Source organism: Herbaspirillum sp. ST 5-3, assembly GCF_004804275.1.
Lineage (GTDB): Bacteria > Pseudomonadota > Gammaproteobacteria > Burkholderiales > Burkholderiaceae_D > Noviherbaspirillum.
Genome location: NZ_STGI01000003.1, coordinates 444,870 through 465,748 on the forward strand (window position 1 = coordinate 444,870; position 20,879 = coordinate 465,748).

The window sequence follows — 20,879 nt, forward strand, 5'->3', positions numbered from 1 at the left end:
ACGAGTCGTTTATTTAGGAGGCTGCGACCTGGTTTCCCTGCACGTCGGTGACATCTCGCAGGGTGGACGAGTGCTGCCTCGGGCAATCGTCATGCAGCAGAAGACGAAGCGTCCGGTGCAGTTCGAGATTACAGAACAGACACGCAACGCGGTCACAGCGTGGATCGACCACGCTCACCTGACGGGCGATCAGTTCCTGTTTCCCAGTCGAATATAAAAATCACCCCATCTGTCGACATGCCAATACGCGAGGATTGTCGAATCGTGGGTGGTGTCCATCGGGCTGGCCCCAGGGCTGTATGGCACCCATTAGCATGCGCCGGACAAAGACCACGCTCATTTACAGGAAAACAAAGAATCTGCGCGCAGTCCAACTTCTGTTGGGCCACATGAAGCTGGAGAGTACAGTGAGATACCTTGGCATCGAAGTCGACGATGCGCTTGAAATCGCCGAAGGCGTCGAGGTCTAACGTACTGCCGGTAGGCTCCGAGGGTAATGGACGCTTAACGGTCGATAGTGTTGAAAAATCCTCCGATCAATATCGAAAACCTCAGGTTGCGGAGCTAGCGATTCGGGGCACAAATTTGTTTAGGCAAAAAGCCGATGAATCTCATACTTCAGCGACCTAGAGCGGCTTTCATATTAGTGCAGGGGGCGCGCAGCCCCGGGAACCGGTCGAGTGCAAGGCGCGGCGACGCGACGTAGCGGGCTCGGCGCCCCCGTGACTACGGCAAGGAGACGCAACACCGCAGGCGGCCGGTTCCCGGGGCTGCCCGAAGGGTTCGAGCCGGAAGGGCGCATCGCGGCGTTGCGTCGCTTGCTCAGGGGCTCACCCTGAGCGGCGCGCCGCGCCTTGCGCTGCATCCCTTCTGGCTCGAACGCGCCCCCTGCACTAATATGAAAGCCGCTCTAGAATGGGGTGAACCCACCGTTTGCGCACGAGCGGTACCTTTAGGGCCGACGTGAATGGAAGGTTAAAGATGGAACACAAGACTGACTCTCGTCCTCCCCGCCCGACGGATGCCGGCGCCGGACAACCTGCTCCCGCTCACCTTGGCGACATGCTTGATAGCTTGAGCGATGGATTCATGTCCATAGACAGGTCGTGGCGCTTCACCTATCTCAACCATACAGCTGAACAATACTTGCAGCAGAAGCGGGAAAACCTGCTCGGACGCGAGATATGGCAGTGTTTCCCGGACCTGGTAGGCTCCGACTACGCTCGCGTTTATCGGCAGACGGCGGCAACTGGACGGCCCGGCCGGCACACTGACTATTACGCACCGCTCCTCACCTGGTTTGAGGTGCGCTCATTTGCCCACGACGATGGCATCACCGTACTCTTCCGCGACGTCTCAAGCGAACACGAGCACGAGGTGCAGCTGGAATTTGAAGCCAGTCACGACTACCTGACCGGATTGGCCAACCGGCGCAAGTGCATGGAAGTGCTGCCACGCGAGGTCGCCGAGGCTGCTTCCCCGGGCGTTACGCGTGGCGCTTCCCTGGCGGTGCTGTTTATCGACCTGGACCATTTCAAGGAAGTCAACGACGCCTGCGGTCATGCGGTCGGCGATGGGCTGCTGCGCGACTTTGCGAAAAGGCTGCTCGCAATTCTCGAACCTGCTATTTTCGCGGCGCGTGTCGGGGGCGACAAGTTTGTTCTCTTGTTACGCAATACGACCGAAAGCGCAGCAGAAGCGTTCGCGCGCGCGGTGCTCAGGGAGTTCGCAACGCCATTCGAAGCATGCGGAAGATCCGTCTCCCTGTCCGCCAGCATTGGTATCGCGCTGCTGAGAGAAGCACCGGAATCGGCCGAGACGCTGCTGAGTCACGCCGACACGGCCATGTACGCAGCGAAGGCATCTGGTCGGTTTCAGGTGCGCATGTATGATGAAGCACTCGACCGGGGCATGCGTGACCGCCTTGCTTTGCGCATGGATCTTGGTGAGGCGTTTGCCGCGAACCAGTTCGAGCTTCATTTTCAGCCCCAGATAGCACTCGCGGACGCTTCCCCGGTCGGCGCCGAGGCGCTACTTCGCTGGCGTCATCCTGAACGAGGCTTGCTCACGCCGTTCGCATTCCTGGATGTGTTACTTGAGTCGCCCTTCGAAGAAGCCCTCGTCGACTGGCTGCTCAATGCAGTTTGCAAGCATATCGACGCATGGCGACGCCTGGGGGTGCCCATTCCGCGGATCAGCCTCAATTTGTCGGCTCGACAACTTCTGGGTGTGGGACTTGTAGATAAAATTCTCCGTATCGCGAGGGCACATGGCGTCTCCCCCGCAATGCTCGACATTGAAGTCACGGAGGACTCCTTGGTTAGCAATATCGAAAAGGCAACGTCGGTTCTTGCCGCGCTGAAGCAAGCTGGCATATCCACATCGCTGGACGACTTCGGCTCTGGATACTCCAGTCTCGGCTACTTGGTCCGATTGCCTATCGACACACTGAAGATCGACAGGTCGTTTGTCCAGGCGCTGGCCGATTCAGAGAAGGCATCGGCGGTCATCCGGGGCATTGTCGGTCTCGCCCGTTCGCTGGGCATGAAAACGGTCGCGGAAGGCGTTGAGAGCCAGCCCCAGGTCGCAGAGCTGAAGGACGTCGGATGCGATGTCATTCAGGGCTATCTAATCAGCCGCCCACTTGAATCGGGCGCCTTTGCGGAATTCATGCTGCGTCTGTAATAGTGTCAAACGGAAATTATGTTCGCGCGCAGTCGGCAGTGAGCGCCGACAAAGTGAATTGCCACCAGTCTCGTCGACCTATGGAAAGCGGTCATTCAATTTGGTGACTTGAGAGGCCGCTTTGGGTCGACTGAAGAAATAGTGGAAGTTCTAACTCCGGCTGATAGTGCAACAGAAGCAGCCGTTGTTCAAAGCCCTTATTTCACAAAGGTGCCATAAAAAAGGCTAATCATCAATTAACCCTTTCTCTCGTCCGGCTCTTAAGGACAGCTGCATTAGCTAGCGCCAACCTGTTGCACATTTGTCGCGCCAGTCGTCATTACTTTGGCGCCCTGTGTGCGTCGCGCACTCGGTTTGATGACCTTCTGTCTTGTTACGTGATGCTGCTCATCGCCAGACGAGGTTGAACACTAGGTCGACGAGATACATCGAGCCGATTACCGCCGATGGAGCGCCGATCACGAACATGAGCGCGTAGAAGCGATCCTGATTTCGTCCTTCGTCCGTGTGGCGAGGGTGAGCGTGATGTCCCGGACTGAACAGATGCAGTTTCATGGCCTTGCTCCCGTTGCTTTATTCCTGTCTGCAACTTGAGTATAGGAGCACGTTTTTCGAGCACAAGCTTGGCGCCACGAAAGCTTGATATAGCACCGTATGTCAGACTGGCAAGGCCAGCTTTGCGGCAAGCTGGCGCGTCAGTTCCGCCGCGGGAATTGCCTTGCATCCAGTAGCATTCTGTCCGCTCCACAGCGGAGAAAAATCACCCGATCCCTGGCCTTCCGCCTTGGCGCGCAAAGGTGCAACGGCGGAAGTTGCAAGTGGAAACGGCGGTGCTTCGGGGGCCATCGGTCCCACTTCCCGGATGATGCGATTCACGATGCCGCGCGCCGGGCGTCCGCTGAAGATGTTGGTCACTGCGGTGTGGCGCGCCGCTTCGCTGGACAAGGCGGCGCGATAAACTTCACTGGTCGTTGCTTCGGGACAAAGCAGGTAGGCCGTCCCAAGCTGCACGCCGGCGGCGCCCATCGCCATGGCTGCCGCAACGCCTTCGGCATCCGCGATTCCGCCGGCCGCGATCACTGGCAATCGGACCGCTCGCACCAGCTGGCGCAGCAATGCGAAGGTTCCCATCTGCGTCGTCATATCCTCGGTGAGGAACATGCCGCGATGCCCGCCGGCTTCCAGGCCCTGCGCGATGATGGCATCCACGCCGCGTGCCTCCAGCCAGCGCGCTTCTTCCACCGTCGTTGCGGAGGAAAGAATCTTTGCGCCGCAGCGCCGCGCGCGTTCGAGCAGTGCATCCGTCGGCAGGCCGAAATGGAAACTCACCACCGCCGGCTTGCATTCATCCAGCACCTCGGCTGCGGCTTCGCTGAATGGCTGTCGGCCGGGGCCCGTCGGAATGCTGTCGGGATCGATGCCGAATTCCTTGTAATAGGGCGCAAGCCGGGCGCGCCAGCGTGTCTCGTATTCCGGCCTGGCTTCGGGCGGCGTATGACAGAAAAAATTGACATTGAACGGCTTGTCGGTCTGCGCCCGGATGGCGGCGATTTCCTTGCGCATCGCATCCGTGCTCAGCAATGCGCAGGGCAGGGAGCCGAGGCCGCCCGCGCCGGAAACGGCGGCGGCCAGTGCGCTGCCTTGCGAACCGGCCATCGGGGCTTGAATGATCGGCAGGGCGATGCCCAGGAGCGTTTGCAGATTCATCTGACAGTCCTTGTGAAGTGTTCAGGAGGATTGTTTCGCGCAGGAGGTGCGGCGCAGCGTTCATCCTTGTCGATGATATCGCTTTTGCAAGAGAGGCGTGCGCGCCCGCACCGGTGCACGCCTTTCGACGTCAAGCCCGCTTGTCGCTGCGCTTATCGCTGCGCTTATCGCGTTTCGCTGACCATCGGTGAGGCAGACGATCCACCTTGCTTTTCTTCCGCGCCGCGCGAGCGTGCTGCTGCCGCATCTCTGGCAGCGCGCAAGGCGTTCTCGGAAAACACCAGTTTGCCGTTGTCGGTGCGCTTGTCGTCGCGGAACTCGCCTTCCCAGTAGCTGCCGTTGGCCCAGGTGTAACGACCCTGGCCCTGGCTCTTGCCGCGCACCCATTCGCCGCTGTAGACGTCGCCGCTCTTGAAACGGGTGGTGCCATGGCCGTGCGGAACACCGTCCTTGACCTCGCCTTCATAGCGGCTGCCATCGGCAAACACGATGGTGCCTTTGCCGTTCGGCATGTCGCGCGCCCATTCGCCGCTGTAGCGCTGGCCGTTGGTCCAGATGAATTTGCCTTGTCCTTCCTTCTTGCCGCGCACCAGCGTGCCCTCGTATTGATTGCCGTTGGTCCAGACTACCTTGCCGGTGCCGGACACGACGCCGGTCTTCGGGTCGGAGGTGAAATCGCCGGTCAGCACGGTCTTGTCATCCATCGTGAGCGTCTTCTTGCCGGAACTGCGCGGCTCGGGTTTTGGTGCCGCCTCGGGCGCCTGCCTCGGCGGCGCAGTAACGCTCGATTCCGACGGCTTGATGCTGGCCAGCTTGTCTGCCTTCTCAGGCGCTTTCGCTTGCTCCGTCGCTTGCGGTTTCGGCATGGCCGGAGGTGGCGTGGCGGCGGACTCCTCGACTTGTTCGGCACGCTTGATGCTGGCCAGCTTGTCCCTTGCGGCTGGCGCGTAGCGTCCCGCTGGATAAACGTTCAGATAGGCTTCGTAGGCGGGCGCGGCGTTGATGCCCGTCGCTGTCTTCCAGAGATCTTCCTCGGCCGGGGAAGAACCTGATTTGGCGCTGGATGGCGCGACTGCGTCCGACGTTGCCGGCGTCTCCTTCGGCTTTGCCTGCTCCGGGGCAGGCGATGTGTTCGACGGTTCGCTCAATGCGACTTTCGGCTGCCTGCTCTCCAGCCGGCGTCGCGCGGCGGCGGCATGGCGGCCTTTCGGGTAGGCGTCGAGATACTTTTCATAGGCGCTCGATGTGTCGGATGCATCGGCTTCCTGCCAGAGTTCCCGCTCGGACGGCGGGCGTGGGGGCGCGGCTGGCGCGCGGCTCGATGCAGGCAACTCCGCTTCTTTTCTTCCCGAATCTGTCGCGGCGATCTGCGGAGCGCGCGCCGGTGTTCTGGCCGTCGGTGCAGGTGATATCGGCGACGCCGACGGTGGCGATGATGCCGACGGTAGCGGCGATGCATTCGCGCTTGCCTGGCTTGCCGGTTCTTCCTCAGGGACTTCGCTGGCGCCCGAGGATTGCATCGTCGTGCCGGACGATGCAGCGGTGGTCGGGCCGGACAGTTCGCGCCAGGGCTGATGCGTGCCCAGATAGACGCCCGACGCGATTCCGGCGGTGAGCAGCAATCCGAGCACCAGCCATGCGGGCTTGTCGCGCTGCGGCCCGCTTTCCACCGTCCGGTTCAGGCCCCAGGCTTGCTGCCATTTGCCATCGGACGGCGCGGCGGGGGCAGGGTCGGCTTCCCGTTCCGGCTCCGGTGCGGGATCGAGGCGCGGCTCCGTCCTCGGTCTGTTGCCGGATCTGATGCCTGGCGCGACGGGCGGTTCCGTGGCGTGTTTTTCCTCGGCCCTGGCTGCCGGTGGCGGGTTTGGCTTTTGTTCGGCGATGCGCGTCGTGCGCACCGCGGTCGTGTCCCATTGCGACGTCACGCGGGGCAGGGTGCGCGGCACGGTTTCCATGATGTCGAGCGCGCGGCGCAATTCCTCGATCGAGCGGAAGCGCTGTTCCGGCTTCACCGACAAGGCCTTGTCCAGCACGGCGAGGAAGCCGGGGCTGTAACGGCCTTTGCCGGCTTCGCGCGCCGGCACCAGTTCATCATGCACCATGCGCGCAACCGCCGGTGGCGGTGCCTTGCCGGTGATCAGGAAGTAGACCACGGCGGCGAGTGCATAAATGTCGGTCCACGCGCCCTGGCGCAGGCCGGCAATGTCCGCATACTGCTCGATTGGTGCGAAGCCGGGTTTCAGGATCACGGTCAGGCATTGGGTCAGGTCGCCGATCACGCGGCGCGCAGCGCCGAAGTCGAGCAGCAGCGGACGGCCGTCTTTCAGCAGCAGGATGTTGTCGGGCGCGATGTCGCGATGCAGGCATTGCGCGCGGTGGATGGTGTCGATCGCATCGAACAGGTCGGCCAGCAGCAGCCGGATCCACGGCTCGCTTGGCGTGATGCGGCGTTCCTTCAGGGCGCGCTTGAGGGTGATGCCTTCGTAGAACGGCATCACCATGTAGGCGGTGCCGTTGCCTTCCCAGAAGCGATGCACCTTGACCAGCGACGGCGAATCGAATTGCGCCAGCATGCGCGCTTCGTTGATGAAGCTCTTCAGACCGGCCGTAAACGTGGCGGCGTTATGCTGCGAACGGACGGTGACGGCCATGCTGGTGGTGCGCGTTGCCAGGCCGGACGGCATGTATTCCTTCAGCGCGACATGACGTTCCAGCGAATGGTCATAGGCCAGGTACACGATACCGAAACCGCCTTCGCCGATCAGGTCGAGAATTTCGAATTCGCCGAGGTGCGTCCCGACCGGCAGAACGTTGACGCTCTGGTCCGGGTCGCTGTTCGGAGCCGGCCTGAACGGCATTCTCCGCGTGCGCACCATCGTCTTGTCATTGTCTTCTTTCGTCATAGGAATCTACCGATTTTTAAGGCGCTGCATTCGGCCGCGGCCGCTAAAGCATGTACTGCCGCATGCCCTGCCGGATTGCCGCAGCGGCGAACGCGGCTTGCAGAAGCACCGCCGTTTCTAGCAGCTTTAGTGCCAGAGCGTGAAATCCATCGAGCCGCGAAGCGTGAACGGATTCCGATGCGCGCCGCGCCGCGAAATAGCAGGGTGGACGGGTTTTTCACATACTTTGGTCGCGTATGCGGCGCTGCCGATCCGGCGCAGCTGGCCGGCGAGTGCCGGTTTTTGCACGACACTGCCGAACGCTTGTTTATCAGAGTGTTGGAAAACGCGCGACATGCCGCTTGCCGGCATCCATCCAGATCGCATTGTTGGAAAGAATCTGCGCCCGTCTTGCGGGCAATGGGATTGCCTGTCTGCGCGTACATGCCATGTGCCCCTGAGGGAGCCTGACCAGTGTCCTTTTGGCGTGCGCCAAAAGGACACTGGTCAGGCTCTGACATGATCGTCGGATTATGCGGACAGGGATTGATCTGAATCGCAATTTGAGCGATTTGTCGGCGCGTGGGCCACAAGGCATCAGAGCGCCGGATTGAGAACGGTCTTTTCGGTGCTGTACAAGTCTTCGGCGCGCACGACGACCACGGATACATTGTCGTTGCCGCCGTGGTCGAGCGCGAGTTGCAGCAGCGTCTCCGCTGCCTGCCGACAATTTCGGGTCACCAGCGCGCTGCGCATGTCCTGTTCGCTGACCTCATTGCTCAAGCCGTCGCTGCACAGCAGGAACATGTCGCCGTCCATGACTTCCAGCATTTCTTCATCGAGGTCGAGCGTATCGGCTGCGCCGATGGCGCGCGTGATCAGGTTGCGTGCGGGATGATGCAGCGCCTCTTCGGCGCTCAGCGTGCCGCTCAGCTTCAGCTCTTCCACCTGGCTGTGGTCGCGCGTGAGCGGCTGCAGGCGGCCGGCGCGGCAGAGATAAATCCGGCTGTCGCCGGCCCACAGGCAGGCGCATTCACGCCCGCAGGCGAGGAGTACCACAACCGTGCTGCCGATGATTTGCACGTCGCGCATGGCCGCCTCCGCGCGCAGGTTGCGGTTGACCGATTGCAGGCGTTCGCGCGCGCGGGCGACGAAGTCCTCCAGACTGTCGGGCGGCGGGATGGTGACCAGGGATTCGACCACCATGCGGCTGGCGAGATCGCCCAGGGTATGGCCACCCATGCCGTCGGCCACGACCCAGAGGCCGCGCGCCGGCTCGTCGAGGCAGGCATCCTCGTTGATCTGACGGACCATGCCCGTATGCGAGCATGAGAATGAGGTCCATCCAAATTCGGCTTCACAGGACACAAAAAACCTCTGCGGTTCAATGCTGGTCAAGATTTGTTGTTGGTGCTCTTCTCGTCCAGGCCGATGTTGATATTCGAGTTGGGCGCGGAATTGTTGACATCGACGACCTGGATCTGGTTGATCATCTGATCCGCGAAGTTGTTGATCTGGTAGAAGTTGATCACCGGGCCGAAACTGGGCGTGGCGTTGACATAGGGCCGGATCCAGCCATAGACCCACGATGCGCCGCCGCCGCGGATGAATGACATCGCTCCACGATCCAGCGTCCGGTCGGTGCGGAGGTCCTTGATGGTGATTGCAGCCATGTCCTGTCTCCAAAATGTTTCGTCGAGTTGGTTCGACCCTGTCGTTTTCAAAACGCTGCAAGGCAAATGCAGCGGCGATCCTTGAACCGTCGCTGCTGACTGCTTACAACATTGCCTGAGCGCTTGCGAATTGCGTCGGGCTGACATCGAGCTTGAGCGGTCCGAAGCCGGCGCCGATCACACCCACATTGTTCAGTGCATTGACGTTGATGTTCTGCAGCTGCGCGATGTTCTGGTTGACGTCGACATTCACATTGGCGACAGGCCCCAGCCCTTTCATCCAGGAATTTCCGCCGCGGATGCCCGACAGCGCCTTGCCGTCGAGTTCCCGGCTTCCAGCCAGGTCATGTATCACGATATTGGACATGCGAGTTCTCCTTAAATTCTCTGAAATCGGGTGGAGGCATCAGATTTGCAGTGCCCCCACCGCGCATCGATTAGCCGAAGTTGATCTTGTTGGTACCGGTTTGCGTCGGGTTGACGTTGGCCGTGATGTTGTCGGCGAAGGCGACGTTGTTGCCGTTGTTGACGACGGTGTTCTGGCTCTGCGACAGCAACTGGCTGGCGTCGAAGGAGAAATCGTTCTTGTCGACGCTGTAGGAGGGGCCGCCCCAGTAGGAGGGATAGGAGCCCTTGCCGGTGCCGCCGTGCACGCTTGCCATGGCGTCGCGGTCGAGTTCTTCGGTGCGGGACAGGTCTTTGATGGTCAGGGTTTTCATGGTGATGTTCCTTTAAAAAAGTGATTCGGGTTCGGATTGGTTGGTGAGCGTTTTGTTGCACTCGACAGGGATATCGCAGGGACTGTGCCAGGTCCGTTCAAGATGCGAGGGATGACTCGCAAGTCATTGAAAGCAATAGAGAAAATTGAAGATCGCCACGTGTTTTGCGATGAATGTTGAAGACCGTTCATGCATCAGGTGACTGTGCATTTCCAACAGTACGAAACGGAACTGTTTGTTCTGGCGCGACACTCATTTCCCGGCGTGAGAGTCTTGCCGGGTGTAAGCACGGCCTTGCGCTGAGCTTCATCAAACAGACAAGGAACGTCGCTGCTAAAGTCGTCCGCTAACACGCCTACATGTCCGCACCGGGACGCGCCATCTGTACGTGACGGACTGAATCCACAATGGTTTGAATAAACAAGAAAGGAAAGATCATGCAAGCGCGATGGAAGATGTTGACGGGAGCGGCCATGCTCCTGCTGGGCAGCCTGGCGCACGCCGAAGGTGCGGCGCCAACCGAGCTGGTTGTGCAAATGAATATCGTCGACGAGAAAGGCATCGGCGCATCTGCCGGGCAAGTCACGGTTACCCAGACCCAGTACGGCGTGGTCTTTACGCCCGCGCTTAGCGGGCTTCCCTCCGGCCTGCATGGCTTCCATGTTCATGAGAACCCGAGTTGCGAGCCCAAGGAGCAGGACGGGAAGATGGTGACGGCATTGGCAGCGGGAGGGCACTACGACCCGGCGTCCACCAAGCGTCACGGCCTGCCCTGGGGCGACGGCCATCTTGGCGATCTGCCCGCGCTATACGTCGATGCTGCGGGCAACGCGAACAACCCGGAACTCGCGCCGAGATTGAAGCTTGCCGATCTGAAAGGGCGATCGCTGATGATTCATTCAGGCGGGGACAATCACGCGGACCAGCCGGCTCCTCTCGGTGGTGGCGGACCGCGCATTGTATGCGGTGTGATTCAATGATGCGGCGGCATGGATGCGATGTCATCCATGCCTGCATTTCTTATTTGGCGGACGAATTCTTTTGCGTCAGCGCGCCTTGCGCGAACCCGGTCGGGAAGTTGACGATGCGTGTCGTGCGGAATATCGTCCGGCCAAGCGATTGCTGACGGCCGCGCGTGCGCGCGCCGCCGACGATCGCAACCATTGCCTTGCGATCGAGTTCCATGCTGTCCGGCAGGTCTTTGATAACGATGTGGGCCATGATTTTTTCCTCAAGGTGAAAACGGACGAAAGGTATCCAACCTAAGACAAGCGCAGGGCTGCCTTGTTCAGTTCGCACACTTGAGCTACGACAGCGGAGATCGCAATGTCTCCGCCTCGCAGGCTGCTAAGAACCTGCTCATAAAAAACTGTGATTGCCTATGGCCCAGGTCGGCGCGCTACTGCGTTGCCCGCCCCTGGCAGTGCTCGCACTGCGTCGGGTCAGGCGCCTTGCATCGCATCCGACATGGACCACATCCATCTCACAGTTTTTTATGAGCAGGTACTTAGAGCCTATCCCTGTGCCCCAATGGGTCTCGGCACGGGGTTGTTTCCTGCCGGGATAGGCTCTTGCCTACAGGATTGCCTGAGCGCTTGCGAGTTGTGTCGGGCTGACATCGAGCTTGAGCGGCCCGAAGCCGGCGCCGATCACACCCACATTGTTCAATGCATTGACGTTGATGTTCTGCAGCTGCGCGATGTTCTGGTTGACGTCGACATTCACATTGGCGACAGGTCCCAGCCCTTTCATCCAGGAATTTCCGCCGCGAATGGCCGATAGCGCCTTGCGGTCGAGCTCCTGGCTGGCGGCCAGGTCGTGAATCAGGATCGTGGACATGCGAGTTCTCCTTGCTTTCTCTGGAACAGTGGGAGGTGCGCGATGCGCCCCCCACCGCGCATCGATTAACCGAAGTTGATCTTGTTGGTGCCGGTTTGCGTCGGGTTGACGTTGGCCGTGATGTTGTCGGCGAAGGCGACGTTGTTGCCGTTGTTGACGACGGTGTCCTGGCTTTGCGACAGCAACTGGCTGGCGTCGAAGGAGAAATCGTTCTTGGTCAGGTTGTACGAAGGGCCGCCCCAATAGGAAGGATAGGAGCCTTTGCCGGTGCCACCGTGCACGCTTGCCATGGCGTCGCGGTCGAGTTCTTCGGTGCGGGACAGGTCTTTGATGGTCAGGGTTTTCATGGGGATGTTCCTTTAAAAAAGTGATTCGGATTCGGATTGGTTGGTGAGCGTTTTGTTGCACTCGACAGGGATATCGCAGGGACTGTGCCAGCAGCGTTCAGTACCAGTGCACGAATTTTCAAGCCATTGAAAACAAAGGATAAATACGCTTTTCATGGCGATTTTTCCATCCGGCTCGTCCCATTTTCACGCGCAAAGAGACGGGCCGTGGCCGACACTTTTCAGCGCACCTGTTCGACCGGACGCGACACCTTCGTCGACACGAATCAAGCCGACATTTTGAATTTACGGAGGTCGTTCGTGTCTGAATCCAAGTGTTCCGGCAAGCTGTGCTGGAGCCGGCGGATGGCCGACGCAGAATGCGCAAAATCATCCGTGGTGTGCGGATAACAAGAACAAGACGACAAGTCGGGATCTCAATGTTTAAACCTATGGCTAGCCTCGGACACGCGATTCATTCCTTCCAAAACGGCGGCCTGTCGCACAAGGAATTCTTTGCGCAGGTAGATCGCGCTTTGGCATCGGAAGACACCAATACCGCACACCTGCTTGAGATCCTCGGCGACGAACACACGCGCGTGCAGCTTCCGCCCGACGTTTATGCGGAACTGGCGCGGCGTGTCGAGCGGCGGCTGGACGCGAAGCAGAAATCGGGTGCGACGGAAACCCGCATGCAGACGCGTTTCGATGAGCGTCTCACGTCCCCCTCCACGCGCGGGGAGGAGGGCGAATTCATGAGCGAGCCGGAGCGGATGAAGGGCGTCGGCGATACGCTCAACGGCCGCTTCGTGCTGGAGGAATGCATCGGTTTCGGCGGCATGGGCACGGTGTACAAGGCGCTGGACCTGCGCAAGCTCGAGGCATCCGACCGCAAGCCCTATGTCGCGATCAAGGTGCTGAATGTGCAGTTTCGCGGGCATCCGAAATCGCTGATCGCCCTGCAGCGCGAAGCCAAGAAGGCGCAAACGCTGGCCCACCCGAATATTGTCGCCGTGTACGATTTCGATCGCGACGGATCGACGGTCTTCCTGACGATGGAGTATCTGTCCGGCAAACCGCTGAGTCGCGTGCTGCGCATGCCCGGTTTTACCGGCATGCCGTTGCGCGATGCGATGCGCATCGTCACCGGCATGGGCAAGGCGCTGGCCTACGCACATGAACGCGGCTTCGTCCATTGCGACTTCAAGCCCGCCAACGTCATCCTGACCGATTCGGGCGAAGTGAAGGTGATCGACTTCGGCATCGCCCGCGTGTTCCAGAAGCCGGAAGAAGAGGCCGAGGCCACCGTGTTCGATGCCGGCAGCCTGGGGGCGCTGACGCCTGCGTATGCGAGTCCGGAGATGATCGAACATCGCGTGCCGGATCCGCGCGACGATGTGTACGCGCTGGCATGCATCACCTACGAATTGCTTGCCGGGCACCATCCTTTCGACCGGTTGTCAGCCACGCAGGCGCGCAATTCAGGCATGCGTGCGCAGCGGCCGAAGAACCTGGGCCACCGGCAATGGCGGGCGCTGAAAGCCGCCTTGGCCTTTGAACGCGAAGCAAGAACGCCGACGGTCGCACGCTTCCTGCAAGGCATGAGCGGTGAGCTGCATATTGCGAAATACGCCACGATGGCAGGAACGACGCTCGCCGCCGCTGTCGTGCTTGCGCTGGCGATCAATTATTACTGGCGGCCGGCGGCAAGCTTTACCGCAGAGCAGGCAAGCTCGGGCTCGTCGGGAACCACGGGCGACCAGCAGAGCGGGCAGGGTCCGCCACCATCCGCACCATCCGCACCATCCGTCACACCCGCGCCGCCGCTACAGTCGGCACCGCCTCCCGTGGCGGAGCCTGCGCTGACGCTCTCCGCCGTGACCCCAGTGCTCGCCAGCGTGCCGTGTGCCGCCCTGGCGCCCGCGGTGCGCGACCACACGCTGCAGGTGCAGGGTTATTTTCCGAAGAGCATGGGCAGCGCACGCCTGAAGGAGATGCTCAACGCCATCCCCGGCGTCAAGACGCTGAATCTCGACGCGAAGCAGGTGAGCGATGCCGAGTGCGGCGTGATCAATGCGCTGGCGCCTTACTGGACGAAGAACTGGCAAGCCGGCCGTGCTGCCGAGATCCAGACACGCGCACCCAATGCGGAACTGCGCGAAGGCGAGCCGCTGATCCTCGATATCACGACACCGGCGTATGACTCCTACGTCTATGTCGATTACTACGTGCTGGACGGCAGTGTCGCGCATTTGCTGCCCAACCCGAAATCGCGCGACAACCAGGCGCCGGCCAATTACAAGGCGGCTATCGGCAGCCTCGGAAACTGGGTGATTTCAAAGCCCTTCGGCAATGAACTGATCGTGCTGCTGGTGACGCCCGCACCCTTGTTCGAGGGCGTTCGCCCGATCAGCGAAGGTCGAACCGACTATCTGCGGCTGATCGAAAAGCAACTAGGACAGATGGCCGGCAAATATGGGCGCGACAAGATCGCGGTGGATTTCGTGCAGATCACCACCAGGGGGCGCACGCCCTGAAGCATTTGCGACGGCCTTTCAGTCGCACGCACTCATTTGTTATCCCTCGCCACCCTGAAGCCGTTCTGCGAATGGCGCACGCTGGCATCATATTTGAAGCGCGTCGTCGTCGGCATGTAGCTCGCGCCTTCACGCCATGAGCCGCCGCGGATCACGCGTACCCGGCAATGCGCGTCATCCCAGGCACGGCCGTCGGCCGGCGCGCCCTTGTAGTTGTTGTGCCAGCAGTCGCTCACCCATTCCCAGACGCTGCCGTTCATGTCGTGCAGTCCGAAGGGATTGGCGGCAAAGGAGCCGACCGGGGTCGGGCCTTCCTGCTGCCAGGGTTCGCCGCAGTCCTTGCAGTTGGCCTTGCCGGTTTGCATCTGATTGCCCCACCAGAAGCGCGTCGTGGTTCCGCCGCGCGCGGCGTATTCCCACTCGGCTTCGGTCGGCAGGCGGTAGGATTTGCCGCTGAGCTTGGTGAGCCATTTCACATATTGCTGCGCATCGTCCCAACTGACATCGCGCACCGGCGTGTTCTTGGGGCGGCCGCTGCCGTTCGGCGAAGGTTGGCAGCCGCCCGCCTCGACGCAGGCATCCCACTGCGCCACGGTGACTTCATATTTTCCGATCGCGAAGGGGGTGGCGATCGACACATGGTGGGCCGGTTTCTCGGAAGGATCGCTCGCGTTGCTTCCCATGGTGAAGTCGCCGGCAGGCAGGGCAACCAAGTCGGGGCAGGTCGGGCAGTCCTTGATTGCTCCGCCGGCTTTCGCGGCCGATGGAGCGGGGCGCTCCGGTGCGGCGGCGGCAGGTGGCGCCGGCTTGGCAGCTGCAGGGGGCGTTGGACGGGGACGCTCCGGCGGCGCCTTCGTGGCGGGTGCTTCAGTCTTCGGTGCGGCCTTGCGCAGGCGTTCGATACGCGCCTTCGCCAATGCGGCGAAACGGCCATTCGGATAGGCTTGCAGATAGGCCTCATAGTCGGCGACGTGATTGCTGTCCTTGATCGAATCCCAGAAGGTCAGTTCATACTGCTCGGCACTGTCCTTCGGGATGACGCCGCGGCTTCTCAGCGTATCCACGGATTCATCCGCATCGAGCGACAGGCCGGCGAGCCGGGTTTCCGAGGTGAGGCCGGGCAAGGAGGAAGACAGCCAGGGGCTTTGCTGCCCGCCGCTGGCTTCCTGCACGGCGGCAGCGGCGAGTGCGAAGGATTGCTCGAGAGTCGTGCGGGGAAGCGCCATGGCTTTCAGCAAGGCGCCGGTAAAGAGGCCGTGGTGCGCGCCATCGGCGGCGAAAGCACCCGGGGCGGCGGCATAGGCGATCATCGTTTGGTCAGGCGCGATGAGCGATGCGCTGCCGGCTGCACCGAAAGGCTCGTTCATGCAGGTATCGAGGACGATCAGGTTCAGCTTTGCCTGGCGCGGCGCGGACATGCTTTTGAGCACCGCCTGCAGATCGATCCCGCCGCGCAGGAGATCGCGCGGCGCACGGCTGTCGGCATCGACGGGGCGCAGCAATGTCCTGTCCGCAACATGAAAGCCATGCCCGGAAAAATAGAACAGAGCGATGCCGCCATCGCCGAGCCGGCGCTTGAAGGCAAGGAGCGCTTCGCGCATCTGCGCGCCGCTCAGGTTTTCGTAGCGCATCACGTCGAAGCCGCGCGCGCGCAAGGCCTCGCTCATCGCAAGTGCGTCGTTGTGCGCATTGGGAAGCGGATCCTCTTCGTAATTCCCGTTGCCGATCACGAGGGCGATGCGCCTGCCCTCAGGATGGGCCTGCGCGAATGCGTTGCTGGCGCGATATGTCGGGATGTCTGCCTCGGCCCAACTGCAGCACGCGGCTCCGAACAGAAGAGCAATCAAGAGTTTTCGCCACACAGCGGACCTTCGTTTTGCCAATGCGATGGGGTGCATCGTTGAACTCTCACTCATAATTCCGGAGGTCTTTATGACGCACTTCAAAATCGGGTCGAATCCCTCTGATAAATTTTGAGATCCTGGTGATTTTTGGTGATATAGCCACCAGTCGCCGCAAGGTGCTCGATGCGCCGTTGGGAAACTTTCCAGGACGTCGAACAGCGCGAAGTTTCTTGCACTGATCGCAAGTAATGACGACCGCGCTACGGCAGTGCACTTCGCTGCGCTGCCATGGTTGAAGCGGGCCACTCCGAAAGGATGCACAGTATGCCAAGAGCACTCATTTGTTCCGCTTTGGCCATGGCGCTACTCGCCATTCCCCCAGCGATCTCCGCGGGCACGCCGGCTTCCAAGGACGCCCGTGTCTATTTCATCTGGCCCTCCGACGGCGCGGTGATCAATGGCGGCAAGTTCTGGGTGCGCATGGGGCTGCGCAATATGGGCGTGGCGCCGAAGGGCGTGAACATGGCCAATGTCGGGCATCATCATTTGCTGGTCGACACCGATCTGCCGCCGCTGGACGAGCAGATTCCGAGCGACCGCAACCATCTGCACTTCGGCGCGGGCGAGACCGAAGCGCGCATCGAACTCCCGCCGGGCAAGCATACCCTTCAGTTGCTGCTGGGCGACCAGGACCACCGGCCGCATGATCCGCCTGTGTACTCGAAGAAAATCACGATCACCGTGCGTTGAGAAACGAGAGGGGCGCCATCATGTTCAAACGAATCGTTGCGGCAATCGCATCCTGCCTGTTCGCCGGCATCGTCTTCGCGGGCCCCACGCCGGCGCCCGCCAATGCCCATCTCTATATAGGCTGGCCGAACAACGGTGAAGTCATCGCGGGCGGCAAGCCGTTCCGCGTCTGGTTCGGACTGCGCGACATGGGCGTCGCGCCAAAGGGCGTCAAGTTCCCCAACACCGGACACCATCATCTGCTGATCGACACCGATCTGCCGCCGGCCGACCAGGAGATTCCATCGGATCGAAATCACCTGCACTTCGGCGCAGGCGAAACCGAGACCATGATCGAACTGCCGCCCGGGAAGCACACATTGCAGTTGTTGATGGGCGATGAAAACCACGTTCCGCACAATCCGCCGATCTATTCGAAGAAGATCACGATTACGGTCAAATGAGGAGCGTGTTTCCCTCGGAACCGGCGTTGCGGCACAGTGTCCAAAATTTCTCGAAGGCCATTCAGCGTGGCCGGCTGAATTGACGGGGCAGACAGGAAATCGCGGCGCGCGGTTTGTTCACAGCCTCGAAGGGCAGTGATATGGGAAATACAGCAAGTTTGGGCGAGCCGGTCGGCGCGGTCACGGCATATCTGGAAGTCACGGGCGACGGCGCGGTAACGCCGACCGTATTTCCGATCCATGATGAAGTGGTGATCGGCCGCGAGCCGCAGGACTCGCTCGCCGCCGACAAGTTTCTCTGCATACCTGAACATACGGTGAGCCGGCGTCATGCGCGCATCCGGCGCCGCGGCGATACCTATTACGTCGAAGACCTCCATTCCTTCAACGGCACCTTCGTGCTGGGGAACCGGCTGCGTCCCGGCGCCTGGCATCCCTTGCGCGACGGCGACGAAGTCAGCGTGTCTTCCGCGCAGATCGTGTTTCACTCGCTGCTGATGCCGGCGCGCGAGAACACCAGCACCGTCATCGCCAAGGCGGTCGATGCCTCCGACCTGACGCGCATGCTGGATGCCTCGCCCGATCCCACGCAATGCGACGTGCAGCGCACCGTGCAGAAGCTGCACGCCATGGCGCAAGTCAGCATCGCACTCGGCGCCGTCACCGATCGCGCGACGCTGACCGAGAAGATCATGAACTTCATCTTCGAGCTGTTCCCGCTGGCCGAGCGTGCCTTCATCCTCCTGAGAAAGAGCGAGGGCGAGGAACCGGTGCCGGTGGCGGCGGCGCGGCGCGATGGCACGGTGATGGACCCCGAGCGCGTCAAGCTGTCGCGCACCATCATCAGCGAAGTGCTTAACAAGAAGCAGTCGATCCTCTCGGTCGACACCTTGTCGGATCGTCATTTCGGCAGCCAGCATTCCATCATTTCCCAGGCGATCCGCAGCGTCATGTGCGTACCCCTGTTGCTGGAGGGCGAATGCCTGGGCCTGATCCAGGTGGATACCTCGTCCGATCCCTATGCCTTCAAGGAACAGGATCTCGAAATGCTGACCGGGGTGTGCGCGGAAACGGCTGTCGCGCTGAAGAATTTCCAGTTGTATTCCGACATCGAACAATTGCTGGATGGGTTCGTGCGCGCATCGGTGCAGGCCATTGAAGAAAGGGACCCGGTCACGGCCGGCCATTCTTTCCGCGTGGCCGACTATGCCGAGCACCTGGCAAAGGCGGTGGACCGCAGCGATGCGCCGGAGGTGCGACAGGTGACGTTTTCCATCGACCAGGTACGCGAGATCCGCTATGCGGCGCTCTTGCATGATTTCGGCAAGGTCGGCGTACGCGAGCATGTATTGCGGAAAGAGAAGAAGTTGCATCACGCAGACATGCGCCTGCTGGAGCAGCGCTTCAAGTATGCGCGTGCCTGCCTGGAGCGCCAGGCCTATCGGCACCTTGTCGAGATGCATGCGCAGCATGAACTGAGCATGGTCGCCTTCCGCGAAGAGAGGCGAAAGATTGAAGAGAACCTGCGCGAGGAATTCGGCCGCCTCGACAAGTTTCTTGATGCGATACGGCATGCCAACGAGCCGGCGATATCGCACACCGAGGGTGCTCCCGACCTCAAGGAAATCCTGCATTACGCCTATCACGAACCGGACGGCCTTGGCGCGCCTTTGCTGGAAGAATGGGAATTTTCGGCGCTGAGCGTTTGCAAAGGTTGCCTGACGCCGGACGAGCGGCGCCAGATCGAATCGCATGTGGCGGATTCCTACTCCTTCCTGATCCTGATCCCCTGGACGCGCGATCTTTCCGGCGTGCCCTCGATCGCCCACGGCCATCACGAAAAACTGGACGGTTCCGGCTATCCGATGGGCTTGCGCGGCGACCAGATCAGCATCCAGACGCGGATACTCACGATCTGCGACATCTTCGACGCGCTCACCGCCGGCGACCGTCCCTACAAGAAAGCAGTGCCGGTGGAAATGGCGCTGGATATGCTGTCGGGCGAATGCCGCGCCGGACATATCGATCCCCGATTGTTCAATGTCTTTGTCGAATCCAGGAGCTGGTTATGAAGCTGCTCATTGCCGCCGGGATTGGTATCGTCGTGCTGTCCGGCTGCGCCGATGTCAGCATGCCGGAATACCGCCGTCCCGATGCACCGGTCAAAACGTCCTGGTCGCAGCAGTCGGGGGCGCCGGTGTCGGCCGCCACGACCATTGCGCCGGACTGGTGGAAGGAATTTCGCGACCCCTATCTCGATCAACTGGTGAACAAGGCGATCCACGGCAATTTTGACGTGAAGATTCTTGCCGCGCGCATCCAGGTTGCGGGCGCGCAAGTGGGCGAAGCGCGCGCGGGCGCATTGCCGACGCTGGATGCGGGCGCCGGCGCGAGCTTCGAGAAAAGCACCGGACAGAAATTCACCAAGCAATTCAATCTCGGCACGCAGGTCAACTGGGACATCGACGTCTGGGGCAAGGTCGCCAAGGGTGTGCAGGCGCAGACAGCGGAATTCAAGGCTTCAGAGGCGGATTGGCGTGCGGGCTATCTGACGCTGGTGTCGGATGTATCAACCACGTATTTCCAGATTCTGCAGTTCGACGAGCAGATTGACCAGCAGCAGAAGACGCTGGACAAGAACAAGCAAATCCTTGGCATCTATGAAGCGATGTACAAGAACGGCTTGCTGCCGAACACACGCGTGCTGCAGCAGCGTGCCGAGATCAATCGCCTCACCAACGATTTGCTGGAACTGCATCGCGCACGCGATCTGGCGGGCAATGCCCTGGCGACCTTGCTCGGCGTGCCCGCGGGCGAGTTCCGCGTGCCGGCCGGACGCCTGCAGGAGAGGGTGCGCCTTCCGGCCGTCCCTGGCGGACTGCCGGCCGAACTGCTCAAGCGCCGCCCCGATATCGTCGCGGCCGAGTACCGCGTGCTCGAATCCTATGACCTGGTTGGCCAGGCCAAGCTGGCGCAATTGCCCTCGATCAGCCTGACCGGGCGCGGCGGCAGCTCCAGCTTCGCGCTGACCGACCTGCTCAAATCCTTTACCTTCGGCCTCCTGCCCAGCATCAATATCCCGATCTTCGATCCCGGCGTGAAGGCGCGTATCAAGACCAGCGAGGCCGAGACGCGGGTGGCTGAAGAGCAGTACCGCAAGACGGTCGTCGGGGCATTCGAGGAAGTCGAAAATTCGCTGGTCAACCTCGATGCGCACAAGAAGCAGCGCACCGAGTTGCAGCAGCAGATCGATCATCTGAAAGTGGTGTCTGCGCAAATCCAGGCGCAGCTCAAGGAAGGGCTCGTGTCGCAACTCGAGGTCTTCGAGACCGAACGTTCGCTCCTGTCGGCGCAACTGGCGCTGCTGGCGAATCACCAGCAGATCCTGTCGGATACGGTCACGCTGTACAAGGCTCTCGGCGGCGGCTGGCCGTCGATCGAGGTCGGCAATGCAAGTCAGTGAACAGGCACCGC

19 protein-coding genes and 1 pseudogene are annotated in these 20,879 nt (G+C 61.1%); 8 read left to right on the plus strand and 12 right to left on the minus strand.

What is annotated here, in order from left to right:
* Positions 1–19: 19 nt before the first annotated feature.
* A pseudogene (locus E6W33_RS08965) lies at positions 20–470 on the plus strand (tyrosine-type recombinase/integrase); the annotation flags it as partial.
* Between the two features lie 511 nt (positions 471–981).
* Complete coding sequence (locus E6W33_RS08970; protein ID WP_247869584.1) at positions 982–2,685, plus strand: EAL domain-containing protein; 1,704 nt, start codon at positions 982–984, stop codon at positions 2,683–2,685.
* Positions 2,686–3,072: 387 nt separating this feature from the next.
* Here the strand turns inward: E6W33_RS08970 and E6W33_RS26990 are convergent, their stop codons facing one another.
* The 8 genes from E6W33_RS26990 to E6W33_RS09005 form a co-directional block, all read right to left on the minus strand.
* Positions 3,073–3,240, minus strand: coding sequence for a hypothetical protein (locus E6W33_RS26990; protein WP_168798581.1), 168 nt, complete (start codon positions 3,238–3,240; stop codon positions 3,073–3,075).
* A 102-nt stretch (positions 3,241–3,342) separates the two neighbouring features.
* The gene (locus E6W33_RS08975) at positions 3,343–4,392 is read right to left on the minus strand and encodes a nitronate monooxygenase (protein ID WP_136416565.1); all 1,050 of its coding nucleotides are present in this window, start codon (positions 4,390–4,392) and stop codon (positions 3,343–3,345) included.
* 164 nt (positions 4,393–4,556) lie between these two features.
* The gene (locus E6W33_RS08980) at positions 4,557–7,295 is read right to left on the minus strand and encodes a serine/threonine-protein kinase (RefSeq protein WP_136416567.1); all 2,739 of its coding nucleotides are present in this window, start codon (positions 7,293–7,295) and stop codon (positions 4,557–4,559) included.
* 126 nt (positions 7,296–7,421) lie between these two features.
* Positions 7,422–7,631 (minus strand): hypothetical protein, encoded by a 210-nt coding sequence (locus E6W33_RS08985; RefSeq protein WP_136416569.1) that lies wholly within the window; start codon positions 7,629–7,631, stop codon positions 7,422–7,424.
* Between the two features lie 240 nt (positions 7,632–7,871).
* Positions 7,872–8,642, minus strand: a complete 771-nt coding sequence (locus E6W33_RS08990; RefSeq protein ID WP_136416571.1) for a protein phosphatase 2C domain-containing protein — start codon at positions 8,640–8,642, stop codon at positions 7,872–7,874.
* Between the two features lie 26 nt (positions 8,643–8,668).
* A complete protein-coding gene (locus E6W33_RS08995) occupies positions 8,669–8,947 on the minus strand; it encodes a hypothetical protein (protein ID WP_136416574.1) in 279 nt (92 codons plus the stop codon).
* Between the two features lie 103 nt (positions 8,948–9,050).
* Positions 9,051–9,314 (minus strand): hypothetical protein, encoded by a 264-nt coding sequence (locus tag E6W33_RS09000; protein ID WP_136416576.1) that lies wholly within the window; start codon positions 9,312–9,314, stop codon positions 9,051–9,053.
* Positions 9,315–9,384: 70 nt separating this feature from the next.
* A complete protein-coding gene (locus tag E6W33_RS09005; protein WP_136416578.1) occupies positions 9,385–9,666 on the minus strand; it encodes a hypothetical protein in 282 nt (93 codons plus the stop codon).
* A 437-nt stretch (positions 9,667–10,103) separates the two neighbouring features.
* On the opposite strand from E6W33_RS09005, the gene sodC reads away from it, so the two are divergent.
* Positions 10,104–10,646 (plus strand): superoxide dismutase family protein, encoded by a 543-nt coding sequence (gene sodC, locus E6W33_RS09010; RefSeq protein ID WP_211097272.1) that lies wholly within the window; start codon positions 10,104–10,106, stop codon positions 10,644–10,646.
* Between the two features lie 40 nt (positions 10,647–10,686).
* Here sodC and E6W33_RS09015 read toward each other — a convergent pair whose 3' ends face one another.
* The 3 genes from E6W33_RS09015 to E6W33_RS09025 form a co-directional block, all read right to left on the minus strand.
* On the minus strand, positions 10,687–10,887 hold the full coding sequence (locus E6W33_RS09015) for a hypothetical protein (protein WP_136416581.1): 201 nt from the start codon (positions 10,885–10,887) through the stop codon (positions 10,687–10,689).
* Positions 10,888–11,241: 354 nt separating this feature from the next.
* Entirely contained in the window at positions 11,242–11,505 is a 264-nt protein-coding gene (locus tag E6W33_RS09020; protein ID WP_136416583.1) for a hypothetical protein, read from the minus strand.
* A gap of 65 nt (positions 11,506–11,570) precedes the next feature.
* Positions 11,571–11,852 (minus strand): hypothetical protein, encoded by a 282-nt coding sequence (locus E6W33_RS09025; RefSeq protein WP_136416585.1) that lies wholly within the window; start codon positions 11,850–11,852, stop codon positions 11,571–11,573.
* A 431-nt stretch (positions 11,853–12,283) separates the two neighbouring features.
* Between E6W33_RS09025 and E6W33_RS09030 the strand changes: the two genes are divergently transcribed.
* Positions 12,284–14,368, plus strand: a complete 2,085-nt coding sequence (locus E6W33_RS09030; RefSeq protein ID WP_136416587.1) for a serine/threonine-protein kinase — start codon at positions 12,284–12,286, stop codon at positions 14,366–14,368.
* Between the two features lie 32 nt (positions 14,369–14,400).
* Here E6W33_RS09030 and E6W33_RS09035 read toward each other — a convergent pair whose 3' ends face one another.
* A complete protein-coding gene (locus E6W33_RS09035) occupies positions 14,401–16,215 on the minus strand; it encodes an SUMF1/EgtB/PvdO family nonheme iron enzyme (RefSeq protein WP_247869585.1) in 1,815 nt (604 codons plus the stop codon).
* 354 nt (positions 16,216–16,569) lie between these two features.
* Here E6W33_RS09035 and E6W33_RS09040 point away from each other — a divergent pair, with 354 nt between their 5' ends.
* The 4 genes from E6W33_RS09040 to E6W33_RS09055 all read left to right on the plus strand — a co-directional run bounded on the left by E6W33_RS09040 (position 16,570) and on the right by E6W33_RS09055 (position 20,868).
* The gene (locus tag E6W33_RS09040) at positions 16,570–16,962 is read left to right on the plus strand and encodes a DUF4399 domain-containing protein (RefSeq protein ID WP_211097290.1); all 393 of its coding nucleotides are present in this window, start codon (positions 16,570–16,572) and stop codon (positions 16,960–16,962) included.
* 20 nt (positions 16,963–16,982) lie between these two features.
* The gene (locus E6W33_RS09045) at positions 16,983–17,405 is read left to right on the plus strand and encodes a DUF4399 domain-containing protein (protein ID WP_136416593.1); all 423 of its coding nucleotides are present in this window, start codon (positions 16,983–16,985) and stop codon (positions 17,403–17,405) included.
* A gap of 140 nt (positions 17,406–17,545) precedes the next feature.
* The gene (locus tag E6W33_RS09050) at positions 17,546–19,477 is read left to right on the plus strand and encodes an HD domain-containing phosphohydrolase (RefSeq protein WP_136416595.1); all 1,932 of its coding nucleotides are present in this window, start codon (positions 17,546–17,548) and stop codon (positions 19,475–19,477) included.
* Positions 19,474–20,868 carry an efflux transporter outer membrane subunit gene (locus tag E6W33_RS09055; RefSeq protein WP_136416597.1) on the plus strand — a complete coding sequence of 465 codons (1,395 nt, stop codon included), beginning with the start codon at positions 19,474–19,476 and terminating at the stop codon, positions 20,866–20,868. Before E6W33_RS09050 ends, E6W33_RS09055 begins: the two co-directional genes overlap by 4 nt.
* The last annotated feature ends 11 nt before the right edge of the window (positions 20,869–20,879 follow it).

Coding starts and splice junctions, on each gene's coding strand:
- E6W33_RS08975 (WP_136416565.1), bottom strand. CDS start 4,392: ATGAATCTGCAAACGCTCCTGGGCATCGCCCTGCCGATCATTCAAGCC.
- E6W33_RS09040 (WP_211097290.1), top strand. CDS start 16,570: ATGGCGCTACTCGCCATTCCCCCAGCGATCTCCGCGGGCACGCCGGCT.
- E6W33_RS08985 (WP_136416569.1), bottom strand. CDS start 7,631: ATGTCGCGCGTTTTCCAACACTCTGATAAACAAGCGTTCGGCAGTGTC.
- E6W33_RS09045 (WP_136416593.1), top strand. CDS start 16,983: ATGTTCAAACGAATCGTTGCGGCAATCGCATCCTGCCTGTTCGCCGGC.
- sodC (WP_211097272.1), top strand. CDS start 10,104: ATGCAAGCGCGATGGAAGATGTTGACGGGAGCGGCCATGCTCCTGCTG.
- E6W33_RS09005 (WP_136416578.1), bottom strand. CDS start 9,666: ATGAAAACCCTGACCATCAAAGACCTGTCCCGCACCGAAGAACTCGAC.
- E6W33_RS09025 (WP_136416585.1), bottom strand. CDS start 11,852: ATGAAAACCCTGACCATCAAAGACCTGTCCCGCACCGAAGAACTCGAC.
- E6W33_RS09030 (WP_136416587.1), top strand. CDS start 12,284: ATGGCTAGCCTCGGACACGCGATTCATTCCTTCCAAAACGGCGGCCTG.
- E6W33_RS08980 (WP_136416567.1), bottom strand. CDS start 7,295: ATGACGAAAGAAGACAATGACAAGACGATGGTGCGCACGCGGAGAATG.
- E6W33_RS08970 (WP_247869584.1), top strand. CDS start 982: ATGGAACACAAGACTGACTCTCGTCCTCCCCGCCCGACGGATGCCGGC.
- E6W33_RS09050 (WP_136416595.1), top strand. CDS start 17,546: ATGGGAAATACAGCAAGTTTGGGCGAGCCGGTCGGCGCGGTCACGGCA.
- E6W33_RS08995 (WP_136416574.1), bottom strand. CDS start 8,947: ATGGCTGCAATCACCATCAAGGACCTCCGCACCGACCGGACGCTGGAT.
- E6W33_RS09020 (WP_136416583.1), bottom strand. CDS start 11,505: ATGTCCACGATCCTGATTCACGACCTGGCCGCCAGCCAGGAGCTCGAC.
- E6W33_RS09055 (WP_136416597.1), top strand. CDS start 19,474: ATGAAGCTGCTCATTGCCGCCGGGATTGGTATCGTCGTGCTGTCCGGC.
- E6W33_RS26990 (WP_168798581.1), bottom strand. CDS start 3,240: ATGAAACTGCATCTGTTCAGTCCGGGACATCACGCTCACCCTCGCCAC.
- E6W33_RS09000 (WP_136416576.1), bottom strand. CDS start 9,314: ATGTCCAATATCGTGATACATGACCTGGCTGGAAGCCGGGAACTCGAC.
- E6W33_RS09015 (WP_136416581.1), bottom strand. CDS start 10,887: ATGGCCCACATCGTTATCAAAGACCTGCCGGACAGCATGGAACTCGAT.